Raw genomic sequence first — 19226 nt, forward strand, 5'->3', positions numbered from 1 at the left:
ATGTTATAAAAATTTTGTTGACTTTGTTTTTTAGCACTATGAGATAAAACAAAAAGATATTTTTTAAGAAAATAAGGAATTTTTCAATTTTTAAATCATCTGGTTTTTCATTTTCATTGACTAAGAAATAATTTTTTTCACAATAGATATTATTAATATAATATGCAGTCACACTGATAAAAAAATTGTTTTTATTTTAGGAATAATTGATATATTTATTTGTATGAATGCAAGCAAATTAATTATTGTCGAGTCACCCAATAAGGTAGCGACTATTAAAAAATACGTTGGACCAGACTTTGAAGTTTTAGCAAGTGTGGGACATATTTTAAAAATGAAGAGTTCAGGTCAATTTGGACTTGGAATTGATTTTGAAAATTGAGAACCTCAATATGCAAAGGATGCTTCTAAAAATGAAGTTATAAAAAAACTAAAAGAAGCAGTTAAAAATGCTGATCATGTTTACATTGCAACTGACCCGGACCGGGAAGGTGAAGCAATCGCTGAACACTTAGTTGATTATTTAAAAATTAAATCTCGTTATTCAAGAATTAAATACAACGAGATCACAAAAGATGCTATTTTAAGAGCTCTAAATAATCCAATTATGATCGATGAGCACTTAGTTGATGCACAAAAATCACGTAGAATGTTAGACCGTATTATTGGTTATAGATTAAGTAATTTAATGCGCTCAAAATTTAGCAATGCACCTGGTAATGCAACCGCAGGTAGAGTGCAAAGTATTGCTTTAAAATTAATTGTTGATCGTGAAAATGAAATTAGAAATTTCATCCCTGAAGATTACTACACATTAAAAGCAAAATTACCTAATGATGATAATTTAGCAGTTTACTTTAATGAGAACAATGAAACAAAGAAAAGAAACTGAATTTTACCTAATGAATATGAAGTAGTTAAAAAATACTTTGACAGCTGTGACAAAGAATTGGAAGTTGCAAATGTTCAAGTTAAAAATATCAAAATGCCTGCTGTAACACCATTTAAACAAGCAGCATTATATAAACGTTCACCATTGTCATCAACAGTTACACAAAATGCTTTACAAAAACTTTATGAGGGGTATGGAGATGGCGGACTTATAAGCTACCCAAGAACTGATTCTACAAGACTTTCAAATCATTTTATTGAAGAAGCACAAAAATACATTTTCAATAAATGAGGAAATGATTATGTAAGTAAAGAAATTAAAGGTTTTAGTGGTGAACAAGATGCCCATGAGGCTATTAGACCAACAGATGTTGCATTAACACCGAGTGATGCAAAAGTAACATATCCTGAAATGTCATCATCTGAGTTTAAAATTTATAAACTTGTATATGAAAACACTATGCAAGCATTAATCTCGCAACCAGAGCGTAGAAGTACTCAATACATCTACAACACAGGCGAATACAAATTTACAAATTCATATTCAAAAGTTATTTTTGAGGGATATTACGTCGTAACAGGATACACTGATGAAAAAGTTGATCCAGGTTATACACAAGGTCAAAAAGTTGCAGTTGAAAGTTTTGACTTTGATAAATCACAAACAAAACCAAAACCACGTTATAATGGTGGAACATTAATCGAAGCACTTGATTTAATTAAAGTTGGTAGACCTTCTACTTTTGCAACTACAGTTAAGACGGTTAAGGATCGTTTATTTGTTGAACCAAAACAAAAACAATTAAAACCAACTGAATTTGGAGAAATTTTATTAAATAACTTAATCAAAGCATTTCCGGATATCATCAACGAAACATATACTGCTTCTGTTGAAGAGCAACTTGATTTAATTTCTGAAGACAAATTAGACTATAAACAAGTTATGCAAGAATTTTGAGATAAGTTTATTGCAGAATATGAAAAAGCTGGTGATAAGATTGAGAAACATACATTCAAATTAATCCACCTTGGAAAACCATGTCCTGAATGTGGCGGGGATTTAGTAATTAGACACAATAAAAAGAATTTACAAAAATTCATTGCATGTGCAAACTTCCCTAAATGTAAATTCACTGATTCATACATTGAAGAACCTGAATCAGATGAAGAAATTGAAAATGAAGAATAATATCAAAATTAGTCATTCTAGTAATGGCTATTTTTGTTACTTTTATTTAATGAAAAACACTACGTTTATGGTGAATTAGTAATTTTTGATATTTTTGAGCTTAAGTAAAAAATCATTTGAATTCATTGTTAAAAAGGTTAATTTCTAGTAAAAATTGAATGTAAAAATACCATATTTCCATATTATTCCATCAATTTCGACTATATATACTTCAAAGTAGGAGGAATTAAATGAACATTTACTCAGTTATTGAACACACAGGTGGCACAAATTTAGATTAATTAATTTGAAAACACCCTGAATCTTATGTAAATACAAAATCAAAATTAATTGTTAGGCCAGGGCAAGTGTGTATTGTTGTCTCGTCGGGTCAAATGATAGCTGTTGTTGAACCTGGGACTTCAAATATTGATAGTGCATGACTCCCAATAGTTTCTTCGGGAACCCAAAAATGATGAAGTGGAAATGCATATCCTGTAGAATTTTATTTTATTAATAAGAGACTCAAACTTGATATGAAATGAGGAACACCATCTTCTTTTTCAATCACAGATCCAAAATATGCACTAGTCCTTGATTTAAGGGCTAGAGGACAATTTGGGCTAGCGGTGAATAATTATCAATATCTACTAGATAGATTAGTTGGGTCTTTTGATAATGGCAGTTATTTAACATTTGATTTTATAAAAAATCAATTAAGAGGATGGATAAATCAAAATATTAAACGTATTATTTCAGCAATAATTATTCAAAAAGAAATTTCATATTTTGATATTCTTCCAAGACTTGATGAAATTAATGATTTCTTCATTTTAGAATTGAATAAACATACACAAACAATCGGAATGGATGTTGTAAGTTCAAGTATAGAAGATATTGGAGCTCCAGAAGAAACCAAAGCAGAATTGAATAAACTCTTAATGGGGAAAGCAAAAATTAATATCCTTGGTGATGATTACTACAAAGTTCGCGAATTAGATAATATTGAACATGCAGCGAAAAATGAAGGCATTAGTGGTACTATACTTGGCTTAGGAGTTGCTAACATGATGGGGCAAGGAATGGTTAATTCTATGCAATATGGACAACGTCAATTTTCACAGTCGATGTCTGAGGTTAAAGAAATTGTAATATTAGCTTGTCCTTCATGTGCCGCAAAAAACAATGAAAAATCTAAATTTTGCATTGAATGTGGCAATAAATTACAACCATCTTGCAAAGCATGTAATGCTTCATTGCTCCCTAAATCAAAATTTTGCATAGAATGCGGGGAAAGGGTATAAAAATGAAGTCTAAATTATTAAAAAGACTTAAAGATAGATTTATATTTGCGATAACTTTGGGATGATATTGATTGTAGCAATTATTATTCCAATTCTTATTGACTCATTACTTTTAGGATATATCACAGGTGTTGGAACAGTTTTCTACTGATATATAGCAATTAAAGTGTTTGCGATTATATGATTTTTAGTTATTGGATGATTTGTAATTTTAAGTGATAAATTAGCACGTGGAATTAGTGTGAGGTTATTTACTATTGCTATAGTGTTACAATTAACTCCATTTTTCGCAAGATTTTTCTTTTTAATTAAAGATCCTAAACCTATAGTTAATTTATGAATGTTTATATACTTTGCGATAGTTCTGACTATATTTGTACCATTAACATTATTAATATTTAAGCACAGTGCTATTATGGTGAAACACGATAAAGATTTTAGATCAAAAGAAACTTTATTACGTCACTATTATGATGAAAACGCTACACATAAAACTAATTATAAAGGCTTATTATAATGGTATTTATAATCAAAACTAGATAATTAAAATAAAAAAATGACGTTAGTATTTTTTAAATTACTAACACATATAAATGATTTATTGAATCAATAACAATAATGAAAAATTACAAAAAGAAAGGTGATTTTATAATATGGAACAACAATGTTCAAAATGTGGCGCAACATTTACAAGACTAATGGAAAAATGTGAATATTGTGATGCAGTTACTTCATACGGAATGGAAAAAGGAACTAATCAAGATCCAAATGAAGTTATTAAAGAAGTTCAAGAAGAAACTAACCAAGATAATTATGAAGAGGTAAAAGAAGAAGGTGAATACAATAATAACCTCAAGACAGGATTTACTACAGCTAAAGTTGCACTAGTATTATCGTTTGTGGTTCTTATTGTTGGTGTTGCTAAATTAGGACTTACTTTGGGAGGTATTAATTTAGATACGGTTCAGACAATGTTGAGTGCTATTTTATGGCCAGCATTAGCAATATATCTTATTTTATACATCATACTAATTTTTAGAACAGCAATTAAGCAAATGCCTGGTTATGTAATATTGATAATTGGTTTATTTGTCCCGATATGTAATTGAATCGGTTTGGTCAAAGCCATTAAGCACGACTACTAAAATAAAGATTATTATTTAATATTTCAAACTTATTAAATTAAACATTTATGCATATTCTATGTAGAATATGCATTTTTATATGTTTTTTTCCATAAAAAACGCAAAGTGATAACTTACACTTTACATTTTGGATTAGTTGTTTTTCAATGATTATTTTCTATCTTACTATTTAACGAAAAAAGCTATGTATTTGGCGAATTCAGAATTTTCTATGTCTTTTATATCAATGAATGATAATAAGTTTTTATTAATGTAATATTCATTTTTATTATCTTCAACTTGTTTTACATGCCCGATGTGAAGTTGTTGGATGCTTGAGTATATTTCTAAAACATCAACAACATTTTGTACTGTAATTGCATCAGTAACTATTGGTTTTAAAAATACAACATATTCATTTTCTTCACGAAGTTTATCATTTGATGAAAATAAAGGTTGTTTAGAAATTTTATCTACAAAAATTCCTTCTTGATCTAATGGTAAGTTAAAACTTAATGATGCAAAGCTAAAATTATTAATTTCATCAATTGATACTTTTTTAACTACATTACAGAAGTTTTGGTAAAGCGCCATAACATTTATGTGGCAGTAACCATTTGGATTTTTGTCTAAATAATCTTGGTGATAGTCTTCTGCATCAATAAGGTTTTTTAATTCTTCTACTTCAACTGCTAATTTTTTATTATCATGTTGTTTAACATATGTATCTAATACATAGTCAATTACTTTTACATCTGTTGCATCAGTATAGTAAATTCCTGTACGATATTGTAATCCTTCATCTTCTCCTTGTTTATTAAGAGAATATGGATCAATTATGCTTAAAAATCTTAAAATAATTTCCGGTAACGAAACAATGTTTGGGTTGTAGTTTATCACTACTACTTCTGCATGTTCTGTTAGTTTTAATTCTTTATAACTTGTTTGTTTTGTAAGCCCATTTGCATAAGCAACTTTTGTGTTTATAACACCTGGTAGTTTTTTGAAATATGCTTGAACACCTCAAAAACACCCACCAGCTAAAATGATTGTTTTATCTTGCATTTTACTCCTTATTTATTAATAAAATAAATTATATTTTAAAATCTAAAAACACATAATTTGTTTTGTTTTTTTATTTATTTTTAATGTTTTAGGTAATATTGTGAAAATTGACTTGCATTTGTAATTTTAAGTTTTTGTTAAAAGAAAATACCATTATAAAATGGTATTTTGATTATGATTTTCAGTTTCTTTTAGGTCTCTAACAGTTGTTCATGCAAAGATAATACCTACAATCCCGACAATTGGAACAAATAAACCGATAATTAGTAATATAAACACTGTGTTATCGTTATTTTTTAAATTACGAGATTCGATTATACAGAATATGTAATATACGAACCTAGCTACAAAAACACCAAACGCTACTGCAAAAGATATATAACCAAAAATTGCCGGAATCATAGATGCACCATGGTGACCTAGACCAAATGATATTCCTACAAGAATTGCCCCAATAATAATTGCGGCGAAACTTATAAGAGTTAGGTAAAATCATATTTTGATATATTTTTTTAATTTCATCAATATTCCTTTATTGTAATGTGATTAATTTAATAATATCAAAAAACACTATAAAATCAAAATTCGCCCTTAATATTAAAGAAGTATTTTAAAAAGAAAACACCATTATGCAATAGTATTTTCATTATGATTTTGCTGATTAGTTTGTTAGAGATTTTTAGCTTTTACTCAACCCATCATCATAGCTACAAAACCAACAAACGGAACAAAAAAACCAATTATTAGTAGGATGAATACTAAATGGTTATTGTCTTCTAATTTGTGTGACTCAATTATACATATTAAATAAAATACAATACTTGTAGTAAGAGAGCCTATTGCTGCTACTAAAAACAATGCACCTAATATTTCGGGTAAAACGGAGAAATCAGAAACTCTTTTTTCTTTTGCAATTGCAAGCATAATTGCTCCCGCTATGGTTGACAATATAGTAGCTAAGAATAAGAAAAATCATATTTGAATATATTTTTTTAATTTCATAAATAATCCTTAATAAGTTTGTACTACAAAATGATTATTTTAATAATACCAGAAAATAGAATTTCATTATGAATAAGTCTTACGCATTAACTTATTCTTAAAATTGTAGCTTTTATTGTTTAAAAATCTTTTCAAATTGATTATAAAAGTTTAAAAAACAAAAGCACAAGATAATAACTTGTACTTTTATGACTTAATTATTGGGTTGTTCTTTATTATTTTCTATTATTGCTGAGACTTTTTTAAGAATTTCATCTTCGTTTGGAGTTTTATAGAAAACACCTCTACCAATTTTCTTTAATTTATTGAAATCTACATCTTTTAATGCAGTAAAACAAAATGCTCCATCACCTATTCTCTCAACATTAGGTGCATCAATTTCTGTTAATGATGATTTAGCAAAGGCACTAGAGTATATAATTTGTAATTTTGGTGCAATTATTTTTGTGATATTAGTTGATTGAAATGCTCCATAAAATGGGTCGGCACCAGATATGAAATAACATGTACCGCCATCTATTTGTACTAACTCTGGGAATGTTAATTCAGTATTACTGAAAGTAGCATCTTCAAATGCGCTTTGATAAAAACGCTTAACCTTAGGCATAATTACATTTTCTAATGTTGTCGCACTAAAGGCACCATTATATACTGTTTCGGCAGCTGGAAAGTTTGCATTAGTAAGCCCACTAGATTTAAAGGCATCATGACCTATTGTTCTTAATTTAGGTGCATTAAGAGTTCTAATTTTAGATCTTTGGAACACTCCTGCCACATCAGATCTACCATGTAAAAGTTCAAGTTCAGGTAAATCCACATCACTTAAATTAGTTCCAGAAAAGGCTCCATATCCAATTTCTCTAACTTTTGGTCCAACAAATTTTACTAAAGGAATATCTTTAAATAAATAATCCTTAATAACTTCTATCTCATTGAAGTAAACATTTGTTAAATTAGTGGCTTTGTTGAAAACTTTGCTTGCAACTTGTTTTACTTTAGGAGCATCAATTGTGTCTAAACTTGAGTTGTAAAAAGCAAAATCCTTAATTTCTAAAGCACTATTTAACTCTACATGAGAAAGACTTCCTGTGTTAGCGAATGCATTTGCGGAAACGGTAATTAAATTTGGCGTAATAACTCTGGTTATTGGTGTGTTATTAAATGCTTCAACTCCAACAAATTTTAAACTTGCTAAATTAACTTCTAACAATTGTGATGATTTAAAAGCATTGTTTCCTATGGTTTCTAACATTGGTGCATCAATTGTTTTTAATGTCGAATCTTTAAAAGCATTATCACCAACGGTTACTAAAAGTGGGAAGTTAACTTCGTTCAATTGTGTTGAACTAAAAGCATTATCTCTAATAGTTTTTAAATTTAATGCATCAATTTTTTCTAATGGAAGATTAGCAAACGTATCACTATTGATTAATTCTATTGAATTTAAAAATGCATTGGTTAATTTTGAACCTTTAAAAGCATCTTGACCAATTTGTTTTAATTTTGGTGCATCAATAAGTTGAAGATTTGAATCTTTAAATGCTCCACTTGGTATTGCTTCTAAATTTGGTGCTATTAGATATTTGACTTTCATTTCACTTGTAGAATCTGGAACTAGTGCACTACGTGAAATGATGCTTACATTAGGTAAATAAATTCATTCTAGATTTGGATTTATTAATTCTAATAGTTGAGTATTTGAGATATTGGTTCTAAAGTATTTTTCAGGGTGTTGTTTTTGATCATATAGTTGTTCTGCTATTTCATTGTTTGTTCTGAAAGATTCAGCAATTGTATTAGTTGTTTTTTCAATGTATATGTTTCTAAATGATCTAATTTCATTTATGTATGTTATAACGACTTGCACTTCTTCTCTTATTGCAAGTGCATTTGTAATTGCTTCACGTAATTTATTTTCTAAATCTTCTTTTGCAACTGGAATAATTGTAGCGGTTTGATTATCTGCGCTTCAAGTGAAAAGATCCCTACCTTTTTGAACAACAGGATTTAGTTCGTTTTGTTTGTTTTGTGAAATAATGGTATTTTCACTTTCGAATTCTCTTTTAACTGTAAAAACTTGTTCTTTTATGCCGTTATAAATATTTTGCATTGTTTTTGCTAGACCACTTAATTTATCTGCCTCAATTAAATTCCCGAGATTATTTGAACTATCATTAACTAAGTTGGTGATGTATGTCTTGGCATCATCGTTTAGGGTGTTTAAACTATCTAAACCGGTAATGATGTTATTTTTGAATTCATCTAAACCTTCTTTTATCTTTCTATCAGCATTTGTTAGGTACGTAATAAGATCTTTAATATCACTGATTTTATTAACGCTTAAACTTTCAGCACTTAATAATTCTTTAGCAGCATTTAATTTTAGTTGAACTTCTGGATTTTGGAATTGTTCTAAATCTTTAAGTGCTTCAAGTTTTGAACTTACTGAATTGAAAATATTTTCAAGTTCAGGAGTTAAACTATCTAATTCTGCTTTTTTAATATTGTAATCTTGAATATCTTTCTTTAGTTGAGTTTTTGATTCACTTAATTCCACGATTTTTCTCTTAATATCACCAATTCTACTGATACTTAAATTTTCTATAGCTAATAACTCTTTAGCTGAATTTAATTTTTCTTTAAAGTTTTCAGCAGAAATATCTGTTACATTTTTAACTGGTTCAAATAATTTTTTCGACTCACTAACTGTGGTTTCTAAATTAGTTAATAAGGTTTTTAATTCTGTTTTTTTGATATTGTAATCTTGAATATCTTTCTCTAGTTGAGTTTTTGATTCACTTAATTCCGCGATATTTCTCTTAATATCACCAATTTTACTGATACTTAAATTTTCTGTAGTTAATAATTCTTTAGCAGAATTTAATTTTTCTTTAAAACTTTCAGTAGAAAGATCTGTTTCATTTTTAACTGGTTCAAATAAAGTTTTTGATTCATTAACTGTGGTTTCTAAATTAGTTAATAAGGTTTTTAATTCTTCTTTTTTGATATTGTAATTTTGAATATCTTTTTCTAATTGAGTATTTGATTCGTTTAATTCTGTGATGATTCTTTTAATATCGCTAATTTTGTCAATACCTAAATTATCTGTGATTAACAATTCTTTGGCTGCATTTAGTTTCTCTTTAAAACTCTCAGTAGAAAGATCTGTTTCATTTTTAACTGGTTCAAATAATTTTTTCGACTCACTAACTGTGGTTTCTAAATTAGTTAATAAGGTTTTTAGTTCTTCTTTCTTAACTTGGTAATTTTGAATATCAACAACTAATTTTCTGTTTATTTGTTGAAGATCTAAAATAGCAGCATTAACTTCATCGATTTTTGTAATGCTTAATTTTTGTGTTAAGTAATTGTTGCTATTTGTTAATTTTGTTTTTAATTCATTTGAGTTGAAATCTTTTGCATTGATTACTGGGTTCAATAAATCATTAGCATGAAGAATTTCTTGTTTTAATTGTTTTAATAATTCATCTAATTCTTGTTTCTTTTTGTTGTAGTTTTCGATGTTTAGTTTCAAGTTTGTATTTGCTTGTTTTAGGTCAAATAATTTGTTTTTAACTTCTTGAATTTTCTCAATATCTTGAGTTGAAATTGTTGCTAATTTTGTAGCTGTTTCAAGTTTGGATTTAAGAGTATTTAAGTCAATATCAACATTATCGCCTACTGTTGAAACTAAAACATTTGACTGGTTAATTTCAGTTTCCAGTTCTTTTAATTTGTCCTTTAATTCTTGAACTCTTGATTCTCTTTCTTTATCAGTACATGAAATTGAAATAAGAGGTAATGGTGCAATGGTTCCAAGAAATAAAGAAGTAGCAATTTTCTTTCTTATCTTCATTTTTGTCTCTTTTCACATTTTTTGCTCCATAAATGTCGAAAAATAACACTTGGAGTACCGTTATTATATATATATATATATATATATATATATATAATCCAAGATTAACACCAAATTTAGACTGATAATATGAAAAATTTTCACATTCTTGTATACTGAAAAAATATAATAGTTTAAAACTTTTAAACCATCTCTAAAAGAAAACACACTAGCAATAGCTAGTGTGAAGGGTTATTTTGATAAATAAGGAATGTAGTTTAAAACAAGTAGTTTATCTTCTTTGTTAACTATTTTTAATATGTGCGGTTTATTATCTGGTTTTGGTGAGTTATAACTAAAGATTAAAGCATTTAATTTTCTTGTATCCGATGATGTGGTTACGTTGCTTCCAATTAATTCATCATCAAGATAAACATCAAAACTGCTTGAATTTAAATCTTCCTTACCTACAATTGCGAATGAATTTGTATTAATTGTGGTTGTTAAATAATCAGAACTTGTATTTGATGTTAATGCGATATTATTAACAACTGATCCAATGTTTGTTTGGTTATTTTCTAATTTTCAATTACCAAAGAATTTGATTTTTTCAGAATTAATTGGTAATATCTTGTTTGTGTTTATTGCTAAACTAAATTGCACGTTTACTAATTTAAGACCATTGGTTGGTTTTGAAACAGTTAGATAAAGATTTTTAACCACTTTACTATTAATAAAGTTTAAATCAAATATAGCTGGTACTTTGTTATCAGTTAAGTAATAATCTAATAATTTTGTTTTTTCTCCATTTACATCTTCACCATAGACAATATAGTGTGTTGGCACAAATTCAGTGTCTTCTTTTTCTTCTTTATCTTTATGAACAACTGGAACGCTTTCGTTTTCGTGGTTTTCAGGTTCATCTTCAAAATCATCATCAGTAATTTTGGTTTTATCAACTACTCTTGTAATGCTCATTTTGTTAATTAAACTTGCTTGATCTAAGGTAAATTTAAATGTTGCTTCATTTGCATCTTCTATATAAAGAACATCATTTACATTTGTGTTTAATAGTTTATTCAATTCTGCTTGATCAATTTGATCATCAGAAGAAATTGTATATCTGGTTTTAGATCTTTTACTTGGAATGTATTTATTGATTTGTGAAGTGAATCTATCATTTGAATCAATAAATCTTGGTTTATATTGATATTCTGGATTGTTTAAAATTGATCTTAATTCTTCAATGGTTTTCCCTGTTGTATCGAAGTTTTCTGTTAGTGCATAATCATCAAATTGATAGTGCTTATTATCATTGAATAACCATACGTTCAATCCACCTGCACCACTAGAGTTATATCCATATATTTCTATGTCGTAGACTTGGTTGGCATCGAAATATATAGTAGATAAGTTTTGTGCATACTCAATTCATTGATTTTTAGTTATTACACTTTCACCATTTACAAACATTTTAAAATGATCATCAACTTGACCTCTTATTTCATAATTACCACTCACAGGTGGAATAAATTTAAAGTGTGATTTAATTAATCTTTTCTCAGCATTTAAATAGTTATTTGAACCATTGTTAAAATGGAAGTCTTGAACTATTTTTAAAGCTTCAACATTGTTATCTTTAGCATATTGAATTGCTTGATCAATATTATTACCTGTAAAGTTTGTAAGGTTGTTATAAATGTAAAATGTTGGTTTATTAACTACATTTCTAATTTTAATTTTAAATTTATAAGCAGGTACATAATTAGAAGGTTTACCTTCGAAATTATCTGGATAAATCGTTAAATCGAATTCATCAATTTGATTTAAGTAATTTTCATTTGCATGATAAATTAGTTTCTTAGGATTTGTTGGATCAACTTTTAAAGTCCCAAACCACTTGGTGGTAGGTTCGAAAGTCATTTTTGATCATGTAAAGTTTGAATTAACTGATGCAATACCTTTTTCAAAATCAAATGTGTAATCTTCATAAGCAGGTATTTGGAAAGGTGCTTGTACATCGGAACTATATTCAAAACTATTATTTTTTGGATTATATAAGTAGTTTCCAATTGCATATAAGTTACCAACAAAATCGATTCCCATTTTTTCTTGCATACTTTCAATATTTTCAACTACTTTTGGATCCTTTGGATAATCTAAATCTGCTATTCTTAAGGCTTCTTTTGCTTCAGATAATTTGTTTAATGCATCTTTTTGAGCTTCTGCATAGTCAGAAAGTTGTGCTGTTAATTCTAAATTCTTTTCAACTTTTTCTAAAATAGAAAGAGTTTTATCTGCTTGTATTTTGTCTTTTTCGATTTGAATTTTATCTTTTGCATCTTGTAATGCTTTATTGGCATTTTCATAATTTTCAGTCGCTTGATTAAACGCTTTAATTGCATTTAAAGTAGTTTCTTTTTCAAAATCATTTCCAAATTTAGGAACATCTCGTCTAAAGTTTGAACTGTGTTTTAATAAATCTGTATATGTTCTTAAAGCATAGTAGAAATTAAGGTCAAAATAATCTGATAAATATTTAACTGTTGCAGTATTGCTTCAGTGATGACCAGATCTACCTGAACTTTGGACTCATTGCATAAATTTGTCTGGACCTAGAGTGTAGATTAAAAAGCTATAAAGTGAATATCAATCTTTTCCTGTTTTAGTTAAATTAAATGCATTTGCAAGTCTTGCCCATCCTCAAGTTCATCTACCAGATGTATTAATTAAATTTCTTTTTCTGCTTTCATCATTTACAAACGAAATATCAATAATTGATGGTATGTTTGTCCATCCATGATCACGAATATTAAATGGATCTTGATAATCTTGGAAGTTATGGTTTATTTCATGGTAGTTACCTCAGTTGTCAAAACTGAATTCAGATTTGCCCGAAATATACGAACTTGCTCAACTTGTATCGGCGTATAAATAACCATTTCCACCTCAAGCACCTGCACCACCTCAAACATCGTTGCAATAATTTAAAACAACTTTAGAAGCACCATAATTTCCTCATGCATATGACATTTGATAAAATGAATCTCATTTTCTGAAGTTATACTCTGGGAAAATTGCGTGATCAATATTGACTCCTGCAATTGTAGTAGGTGCTGTAAAGGGAATTAAAATTGATGAATAATCAGTTTGAATCGCAAATACTGGCGATGATATTTCGCCTGATTTTACTTTTCCAATTTGAGTGTTTCAATTTTCTAAATCAGTTTGCTTATAGACATAAAAGAGTTGCTCTACCCCACCATCAATGCTTAAATTAACAGTATGGAATGAACCATCCTTATTATATAAATGACTATTTAAAGAAATTGATAATGAACCACCAAATGGAGTAGCTATTTTAAGTTTTTTTGTTTCTGGGTCAATTTCATTAAATCTATATGTGAAATTTGATTGAATTCTTGGGTATCTATTTGAAATTCTTCCTGAGTTATTAAAAGGTCGATTATCTCAATAATTTTCATTTATAACAAATTGGAATGGTAAAAAATCATTATTATTTGCATAATTTTCTTTAAGGAGATTATAAGTATTATCATCAAATTGAATTGTTGCAATTTCACCAGCAGGTATATAAATACCAGTTGAATTAAAACCTAATATATTTGATGCGATTTGAATATTTTTAACAACTGCTTGTGTGGTGTCTAAGACATTTCTTTCATAAAAGTTTTTAACTGCTGGGTGAACTTTTAATTCGCCTAATTGAATTTGTTTTTTAATTCAATTGGGATCGGCATAATCGGTATTATCTGGTGTTTTTTCAGCTAAAACTAAATCTGAAATATTGACAAATTTAGTTTCACCGTTTTCTTGATATTTTAATCATGAATTTAAATAATCTAACTGTTTACCATTATCAATATAATCAGATCTACGTTTATTGCCATTTGATTCATAGTTATTATCATAACCAGGATATCTAAAGCCATATTGACCATATTTTGTTTCTAAGTCTGTAACATAGTATTGTTTATTTCCTGTTCTTTCATGATAACTTAATATTTTTGAGCTAAATGATTGTAAGTTAAGTTCATTTGTAAGTTTTTTAGCAAATTCTTGATCATTATTTAGGAGTTTTTTATCTGAAACATGAATTACATTTGTACTTCATTCAACACCATTGTCATCTGTTAAAAGTGCATAATATTCACCAGGTTGACTTGTTTCAAGATTATCTAAATTATTGCTTGCAAATAATTCATTATTTTTGTATCAATCAATTTTACTAATGTTATTAATAGTAGCGTTTTGTAATGATAATGTATTATTGTTATCAACTATTAAACCATTTGCAGAAGAATTTAAATTAATTGATGATAATGGGTTATTTTTGTGAATTTCTACTGTAGGTGTTTTAACAATGATTTCTTCATCATTAAAAATAGTAGATAGTTGTAAATGGAAATTGCTGTCATTTACAATTTGATTTTTATTTACTGATAGTTTATTTGTATTTTGATTATAAATAGGTAAATCATCTTTAAACCATTGATATTTAATGTTTTCAAGAATTGGGTTGAGTGATGATGAAGTGATTGTTATCTCATCGTTATTATTCTTAAAATAACCATTGTTAGATGCAATTATTCTTACATTCTTGAGATAATATTGAATCAAAGGTTTCGATAGTGTTTCAGTGTCTAAAAAACCATCTAATTCAAATGTTTTTGGATCTGATAAAAGGTTTCTAGCAGTATCAATGATTCTATATTGAATTCTAGCAGTTTGATTAGAAGTCGAGACTAATTCAACATTGCTCAAGTGATAAACGTTTCTATCAATGTTTGGGTTTTCGACTAATTCAATTTTAGATAAGTCAATATCGCTCGCGATTAGAGAAACTTTATCACCATTATAATTAAGTGATGATAAATTTAATACGTTGTTTAATTTTTCTTGATATTGAATTTCTCTTTTAAAACCATTAATTACAATATTTCTCGTTTCACTTAATAAGTTATATTTTTTGTTTTCTAATCTAACAACAAAACTTACTGAATCGTTGTTTTTTGTAAATGAAATTACATCTAGGGTGTATTGCCCTGAATCATATTCACCAATTGTAAAGTTTGATTGATTTATATCTGTGATGAATGTCTCACTTGGAGTTACATTTGGTGTTATTGTAATTCTAGACAATTCATTGTTTAATTTGTTTATTAAAGTTTCTTTAGTTATAAAGCCATCAATTGTATTTGAACGTAAATTAGATAATTCTTTAGTTGCTTTATCTTGCAATTGGAAACTAATAGATACAGTGCCATTAGTTTTTTTATTTATCGACTTATTAACTAATTCATATTTGTCTTTGTCGTAGCGTACAAAGGTGAAATTATCTATTGTAACATCACCTATATATTTTTTTGTTATATCTCCATTGAAAGCAGGTAAAACACTTTTGATTTCTGAATTCAATTGTTCAATTGGGTTCATGAAATTTCTATTGTCAAATAGAGATATTGTTCTCTTTTTTGAATATGTTTGTGTTTTTTTGTCTTTTAATTGTAGACTTAGAGTTAGTCTGTCAACTTCATAATTTTCTATTTTGAAATTAACAATTTGATATTTATCACTAATCTTAGAAAAGTTAAAATCATCAATATTTAAACTTTCTTTTGTTTTGTTTTTGGATGTTTCTTTAATAGTTACTTTGAGTTTGTTTAGCTCTTCATTAATTTCGAGTGTTTTCTCTTTTTTGTTCTCATTTGTACCTTTACATGCAATAACTAAAATTGGAGTTATAGCACTGACAAAAGTAATTGGAAGAACTAATAAATGTTTTTTAAATCTTCTTGTTTTCATATATTTCCTTGTATTAAATTAATTTTAATACAATTAAGAAACAACAAATTGTTATTTTGTATCTTTTAAGCCATAGTTTAATAAATATATTAATTATTTATTATGAAAACTTCCAATTTGAAAATTGAATATAAACAATTTTGAATTTACATTGGTTTGTTTGAGTTTTTAAATTGTTAATTTAAATTAAAAAAGTTTATGCTAGATTTAAAAATTGGGTTTGTGTATTTTTTCATCTTCATATACTATAAAGTAACACAATTTGCTTGGTATATATATATATATATATATATATATATAATGTCGTTTGCTTAGAGAAACCTTCGTTTCTTTTATTAAGCATATTACTTTAAGATTAGACAAATAATTAAATCTTAGAAAAGAATCTTATGTAATTTTTGATCCTAAAGTAATAGATAATTAGTTACTTGAAAGGTAATTTATAAATGGCAAATTATACAACTGAAAAACAAGGTCAACAAGATTTTTTTATTAAATATGGAATTTGAGATCCTAATAGTCCAAATGATGAAAATGTAAAATTAATAAATAATACAGACGGAATATATAAAGGTGTTATTTTTGAGTTTAAAATACAAATTGGTAATTATAATGCAGTGCTATATCAAGCAATAAAATATTTATCCTCGCAAAGAATAAAAGGCCAAAATATACCTAAAAATATTTTGTTAATTTCTTTAAATGAAGAAAAAGCATTTTTATATAATTCTGCAGACTTTATTGAAGAGATTGAAAAAGTTTATGTTGGTGGAGCAAGTAAACATAATAATGAATTCTTAAATGAAAAGAATGTAGAACCCATTATCATTAAAAATATTTTTAAAAGAGATGGTATGGATAAGATATTAGAAATTATGAAAGATGTAAGTTTCACCAAAATTAATATTGATCAAATTTGTGTAGTTGGATGAGCTGAAAGATATTATAAAAGTATTGAAAATGCTACGAAAACAGATTTTTTTCATGAATTAAAAAACCCAACTGAATTTAGAGATTTCATCAATCCTTGAAAAGGAAGTGAAGAAGATTTTAAGTATATTATGGATTTATTAAATGATCCTGATAATAAAGCAAAACTTGGCGCTTTTTATACTCCTAAAGAGTATACGAAATATTCATATAAAATGATTAAACAAGCAATTAACGAAGTCCCCAATGGTAATGACTATGTAATTATTGATAGATGTGCTGGATCAGGTAATCTTGAAGAACTATTTACAGATGAAGAATTATCACATACAATCGTATCAACTTATGAATTATGAGAATGAGTTGTTTTAAATAAAAGAATTGGAGATAAAGTTAAGTTAATTATACCGCCTCAACCAAATCACGAAAACGGACTTTTAACGGGCGGCGATGCCATGTCTCAACCGATTTTTAAAGAATGTTTAGAATATGTAAACGACCCCAAATGTACTGTTATTTTATTAGAAAATCCGCCTTATAGAGATGAAACTACCAATTTGAGAAAAACTGGAGCAGGAGAAGCCAGGGATACTTTTGTTAAAAAAGCAATGAAAGAAAGCACGGTTAATGGAAGAATAGCGAATGAATTATCGAGTCAGTTTATTTGAAGTGCTTTTGAATATTATCTTAAAAAAGAAGGCGATAGTTTAATTTTGTATAGTCCAATTAAATACTGAAAATCACAACATTTGATTAATAAAGAATTTAAACAGGGATATTTATTAAATAGAAAGTTTTTTCATGCCTCTGAAAGTGCAATATCCTTAATTTGATGAAAGAATAGTAATGAAGTTAAGGAATTAGAAGAATTAACTCTACAACCTATCACATTGATTCCTCAACAAAATAATGCAGCTTTTATGATTGATGAACCGATTGTAGTGAAGAAGGTTTATAATAATTTTAATTCATACTTTGATAATACAAGAGATAAAGAAAATTATATTGCGATGTTGAATGTATCGGGTTTTAATTTAGATAATGCTAGTGGTAGGTTACTGAGAAGAAATGAAGATTTAAAAGGACACGGAACTAAAAAATTATTATATCCTACTGATTTTTATACCAAATTACCACTTTTTGCCGCTAAAAAATATATTCATAAAAGCTGAACTGAAAAAGATGTGATTTTTACAACTAGTGATGGTGGTAAAAAATATCTAAAAGATGAAGAATTTTTAAGAAAAAGTGCATTTTGAGTTGCAATGACTCAGAAAAACGAGTGTTTTTCATATTATTGTAAAGATCAAGTTTTTCAAAATGAGTTAGTATTTTCTAATATAGAAATCGATGGTGAAATATTGCATAGTTATAAAACCGAAATGGATAAGTATTTTAATAATTATAAGTTTGATAATGAAGAGAAAAAGATTCTTACTCAATTTGCTAAAATACATAAAATATTACGAGGCAAAGAATTACAAAAGCAATTAAGTGAGTTATACCATTATTCAGGCATAACAAAATTTGATAAAAATTTGGTATATGGTTCAGCACAAATTAACAAATTATTTAATTTGAATTTTAAAAAAGATGAATTAGGAAATAATATTTATAAAGAAACTAATAAACAACTTTATAATTCATTAAAGGGGAAAACTTTTAAAATGAACGATATGCTAAATACTGAATTAGATAAATTGAACAAGATGACTAATAAATATTATGAAACTCATATCTCTAAAAAGTTGTTTAAATATGAGTTGCTTAAATAATGAATAATTTAAGATTTTAAGTAAATTTAAAAAGTACAATTATGAATTAAATAATTTTGTACTTTTTTATTTTTATATTATAAAAATAATTAAAAAAATATATTGACTAGAATTACGAATAAGTTATAATAATAGAGCAAATGCCCGAGTGGTGAAATTGGCAGACACGCTAGACTAAGGATCTAGTGGAGCAATCCGTGCAGGTTCAAATCCTGTCTTGGGCACCAGATTTCCTGTTTTCAGGATTTTTATTTTGCTTTTTTACGATTAGAGCTACTTATTTTAAGTAGTTTTTATTTTGCAAAA

General features: G+C 27.3%; 10 protein-coding genes and 1 tRNA gene. 6 read left to right on the top strand and 5 right to left on the bottom strand.

Features of this window, described 5'->3' with window-relative positions:
* Positions 1-223: 223 nt before the first annotated feature.
* The 4 genes from topA (at position 224) to H9M94_RS00640 (ending at position 4508) form a co-directional block, all read left to right on the top strand.
* Positions 224-2080 carry a type I DNA topoisomerase gene (gene topA / locus H9M94_RS00625; protein WP_187469674.1) on the top strand — a complete coding sequence of 619 codons (1857 nt, stop codon included), beginning with the start codon at positions 224-226 and terminating at the stop codon, positions 2078-2080.
* A gap of 326 nt (positions 2081-2406) precedes the next feature.
* Positions 2407-3363, top strand: a complete 957-nt coding sequence (locus tag H9M94_RS00630; RefSeq protein WP_255483484.1) for an SPFH domain-containing protein — start codon at positions 2407-2409, stop codon at positions 3361-3363.
* A 61-nt stretch (positions 3364-3424) separates the two neighbouring features.
* The gene (locus H9M94_RS00635) at positions 3425-3880 is read left to right on the top strand and encodes a hypothetical protein (protein WP_187469676.1); all 456 of its coding nucleotides are present in this window, start codon (positions 3425-3427) and stop codon (positions 3878-3880) included.
* Between the two features lie 136 nt (positions 3881-4016).
* A complete protein-coding gene (locus H9M94_RS00640; RefSeq protein ID WP_187469677.1) occupies positions 4017-4508 on the top strand; it encodes a hypothetical protein in 492 nt (163 codons plus the stop codon).
* Between the two features lie 165 nt (positions 4509-4673).
* Here H9M94_RS00640 and msrA read toward each other — a convergent pair whose 3' ends face one another.
* The 5 genes from msrA to H9M94_RS00665 form a co-directional block, all read right to left on the bottom strand.
* A complete protein-coding gene (gene msrA / locus H9M94_RS00645; RefSeq protein WP_187469678.1) occupies positions 4674-5552 on the bottom strand; it encodes a peptide-methionine (S)-S-oxide reductase MsrA in 879 nt (292 codons plus the stop codon).
* A 153-nt stretch (positions 5553-5705) separates the two neighbouring features.
* A complete protein-coding gene (locus H9M94_RS00650; protein ID WP_187469679.1) occupies positions 5706-6074 on the bottom strand; it encodes a hypothetical protein in 369 nt (122 codons plus the stop codon).
* Between the two features lie 147 nt (positions 6075-6221).
* A complete protein-coding gene (locus H9M94_RS00655) occupies positions 6222-6554 on the bottom strand; it encodes a hypothetical protein (protein WP_187469680.1) in 333 nt (110 codons plus the stop codon).
* A gap of 193 nt (positions 6555-6747) precedes the next feature.
* Positions 6748-10410, bottom strand: a complete 3663-nt coding sequence (locus tag H9M94_RS00660) for a leucine-rich repeat protein (RefSeq protein ID WP_187469681.1) — start codon at positions 10408-10410, stop codon at positions 6748-6750.
* A gap of 231 nt (positions 10411-10641) precedes the next feature.
* A complete protein-coding gene (locus H9M94_RS00665; protein WP_187469682.1) occupies positions 10642-16215 on the bottom strand; it encodes a PA14 domain-containing protein in 5574 nt (1857 codons plus the stop codon).
* A gap of 446 nt (positions 16216-16661) precedes the next feature.
* On the opposite strand from H9M94_RS00665, the gene H9M94_RS00670 reads away from it, so the two are divergent.
* Together H9M94_RS00670 and H9M94_RS00675 are read left to right on the top strand one after the other, a co-directional pair.
* Complete coding sequence (locus H9M94_RS00670; protein WP_187469683.1) at positions 16662-18920, top strand: hypothetical protein; 2259 nt, start codon at positions 16662-16664, stop codon at positions 18918-18920.
* A 142-nt stretch (positions 18921-19062) separates the two neighbouring features.
* A tRNA-Leu gene (locus tag H9M94_RS00675) sits at positions 19063-19147 on the top strand.
* Positions 19148-19226: the final 79 nt, after the last annotated feature.

It is taken from the genome of Mycoplasma sp. Pen4, assembly GCF_014352955.1.
GTDB lineage: Bacteria > Bacillota_I > Bacilli_A > Mycoplasmatales > Metamycoplasmataceae > Mycoplasmopsis.